4 protein-coding genes are annotated in these 3274 nt (G+C 62.1%); all 4 read right to left on the minus strand.

Annotated features, from left to right (window positions below; all coding sequences use genetic code 11):
• Positions 1 to 391 (minus strand): fumarylacetoacetate hydrolase family protein (locus tag QOC89_RS16565; protein ID WP_323045999.1); only part of this gene is annotated, 391 nt, incomplete at its 3' end.
• An 86-nt stretch (positions 392 to 477) separates the two neighbouring features.
• A complete protein-coding gene (locus QOC89_RS16570) occupies positions 478 to 1221 on the minus strand; it encodes an SDR family oxidoreductase (RefSeq protein WP_323046000.1) in 744 nt (247 codons plus the stop codon).
• Between the two features lie 73 nt (positions 1222 to 1294).
• Entirely contained in the window at positions 1295 to 2125 is an 831-nt protein-coding gene (locus QOC89_RS16575) for an amidohydrolase family protein (RefSeq protein ID WP_323046001.1), read from the minus strand.
• Positions 2126 to 2132: 7 nt separating this feature from the next.
• Complete coding sequence (locus tag QOC89_RS16580) at positions 2133 to 3173, minus strand: aldo/keto reductase (protein WP_323046002.1); 1041 nt, start codon at positions 3171 to 3173, stop codon at positions 2133 to 2135.
• Positions 3174 to 3274: the final 101 nt, after the last annotated feature.

Raw genomic sequence — 3274 nt, forward strand, 5'->3', positions numbered from 1 at the left:
TCACCACGCCGAGTTCGACTTCCCAATCGGTCTTCTTCGAGCCGCGCGGAATTTCGACGTCGTCGTTCGGGCCGCTAATCGCGCTCGTCCATTTGTTGAAGATGACCGGCTCGGCGGGCACCGGCAGATTCGATTCGGCCGCGTGGTCCGCGTAGTTCAGGCCGATACAGATGAACTTGCCGATCTTGCCCACGCACGGGCCGATGCGCGGGTTGCCTTCCACGAGCGGCAGCGAGGCCGGATCGAGCGCGCGCAGTTTGGCGAGGCTTGCATCGCTCAGCGCGGCGCCGTCGATATCGGGCACCACGTTCGACAGATCGCGAAGCTTGCCCTGCGCGTCGAGCAGGCCCGGCTTTTCCTGGCCCTTCGGCCCATAACGAAGCAGTTTCATCGTTGCACTTCCCTTTACGTTCAGTATGTTCAGTTCAGTTCGAAAATCAGTGTCCAGCAGTGTCTTGCGCTATCTTGCGGCCCAACTCAGTTCGACCAGCCGCCGTCGATCACATGGGCATGACCCGTGGTGAACGACGATTCGTCAGACGCGAGATACAGTGCCAGCGCGGCGATCTCTTCCGGCTTGCCGATGCGGCCCATCGGCTGACGCGCGACAAAGGCCGCCTGCACGGCGTCCAGCGTCGCGCCCTGCGCCTTGGCCTGCTCGACGATCCGCTGTTCGAGCGAAGGCGAAGCCACCGTGCCCGGGCAGATCGCGTTACAGCGTACACCACGCGTGATGAAGTCCGCAGCAACGGACTTGGTCAGCCCGATCACCGCGGCTTTCGACGCGCTGTACGCAAAGCGGTTCGGCACGCCCTTCACGCTCGAGGCCGCCGACGACATATTGATGATCGAGCCGCCGCCGTTCTCCAGCATGGCCGGCAAAAACGCGCGGATCATGCGGTACATCGCTTTCGCGTTCAGATCGAAGGCGAAGTCCCAATCCTCGTCCGTGCATTCGAGAATCGAACCGGCATGCACGAAACCCGCGCAGTTGAACAGCACGTCGACGGCGCCGAGTTCGGCCGCCAGCGCCTTGATCGCCGCGTCGTCGCGCACGTCGAGCTTGCGCGCCTCGACCGGCTTGCCGGCGAGCCCGTCGATGCGGATATCGGTGGCGATCACGCGCGCACCTTCGCGCGCGAACAGTTGCGCGGTGGCGAGACCAATGCCTTGTCCTGCCGCGGTGATCAGGGCCGTCTTGCCGGCCAGTCTTTGTGTCATCTCGACTCCAGTTGAATGGGCTTCTTTTGTTTCTTTCGTCCGTAATTTGTCTTCGTGACGCGCCTTCGTCACATCAAAGGCGATAAAACGCGGCGGCGTTGCCGCCAAAAACCGCTTCGCGTTCGCCGTCGCTCAAGGACGCGAGCAACGTGTTCGCGACCGAATGCCACAGCAGATAGTCGCCGTTCAGATCGAGCACCGGCCAGTCGCTGCCCCACATCAACCGCGCGGGACCGAATGACTTCAGCAGATGGTCGACATACGGTTGCAGCGTTTCCTCGGTCCAGCCAGGCGACGCCTCCGTAACGAGTCCCGACAGCTTGCAATGCGCTTGCGGCAATCGGGCGAGCCGGGTAATCGCGTCGGCCCATGTTTGCCAACCCGCGCGACCGTAGCGAATCGGCGGCTTCGCGCCGTGATCAACAACAATGCGCAACATGGGAAAGCGCGCCGCGAACGTTTCAAAAGGCTCGACGTGCCGTGCATAAATCAATGCGTCGAACGCCAGGTCGTGCGCGATCAGTGTGTCGATCGCGGGCGCGAGATCGGGGTTCGCAATCCATGTGTCGTCGGGCAAATCCTGCAGCATCGGCCGCACGCCTTTGAACTTCGGCTCATGCGCCAGCGCTTCGATCACAGCCGGCGCGTTCGGCAACAGCAACGGCACCCAGCCCACCACGCCCGCAATCGAGGGTTCGTTGCGCGCGAGGTCGAGCAGGTAACGTGTTTCGTCGATCGTCGGCGCCGCCTGTACCACCACCGTCCGCTCGATGCCCGCTTTTTCACGCAACGGCTTTAGATCGGCGGCCCCAAATGGCCGGTACAGGATTTTCAGTTCTGGCGTGAGCCATTCGTAATCGCCGCGAGCGGGGTCCCAATAGTGCTGGTGAGCGTCGATATGCATCGTCAAATCAATCCTCTGGCGCGGGCGCGCGACTGTCGAGCAAGCCTTTGTCACGCAACGCGGACCACAGGTCCGCGGGGATCGGCTGCTCGAACGACGCGGCGTTCTCACGCAATTCGTCTGCACTGCGCGCGCCGGTCAACACGGTGGCAACCGCCGGATGCGCATACGGAAACTGCAAGGCCGCGGCAGCCAGCGGCACGCCATGCACCCGGCACACTGCCTCCAACCGCGCGACGCGCTCAATGACATCCTGCGGCGCGTCACCATAATTGAATTTCAGATCGCCTTCGACGCCGCGCGCCAGAATGCCCGAATTGAACGCGCCGCCTAACAGGATGCTGACGCCGCGTTGTTCGCATGCTGGAAGCAGGTCGTCGAGTGTGGTCTGTTCGAGCAGCGTATAACGGCCCGCGAGCAACGCGCAATCAATATCGAATTCAGCCATCGCGTCGAGTATGACCGCGCCTTCATTGACGCCGAGCCCAACTGCCTTAACCGCGCCCGAGGACCGCAGATCATCGAGCGCACGAAAGCCGCCGCCCTCGGTGAGTTGTTTCCAGTAGTAGGGGTTCTTGTCGCCATGCGTGACAACGCCAATATCGTGCACCAGAAGAATGTCGATATCGACGATGCCGAGACGCTGCTGGCTGTCTTCGAACGAACGCAGAATGCCGTCGTGCGTGTAGTCGTAAATTGCCTGGAACGGCAACGGGTCTTGCCAGCCTTCGCTGCCATCATAGGGCGTGGTACGCGGTACGAAACGGCGCCCGACTTTGGTGGACAGCACGTATTCACTGCGCGGATAGCCCCGCAACGCATCGCCCAGACGGTGCTCGGCTTTCGTGTGACCGTAATGCGGCGCGGTATCGAAGTAGCGCACGCCGGCGCACCATGCGGCTGCGATGGTCGCGTGCGCTTCTTGTTCGGACAGATCGCGGTAGAGGCCGCCCAAAGGCGCCGTACCGAGCCCTAATCCGGTGACTTGTAATGCACGGCGGCCGATGTTGCGCCGCTGTTCGATCTTCGAACCGATCTTCGTCGTCATGGATCGCGTCTCCTTTGTCGATCGGAGTTAGCGCTTCATCGCTTACTCCGATCCCATGCAAAGCTGTCGATCGGAGTTAGCGCTTCAGCGCTTACTCCGGT

Origin of the sequence: Paraburkholderia sp. (assembly GCF_034668105.1) — a bacterium.
Classification (GTDB): Bacteria; Pseudomonadota; Gammaproteobacteria; order Burkholderiales; family Burkholderiaceae; genus Paraburkholderia.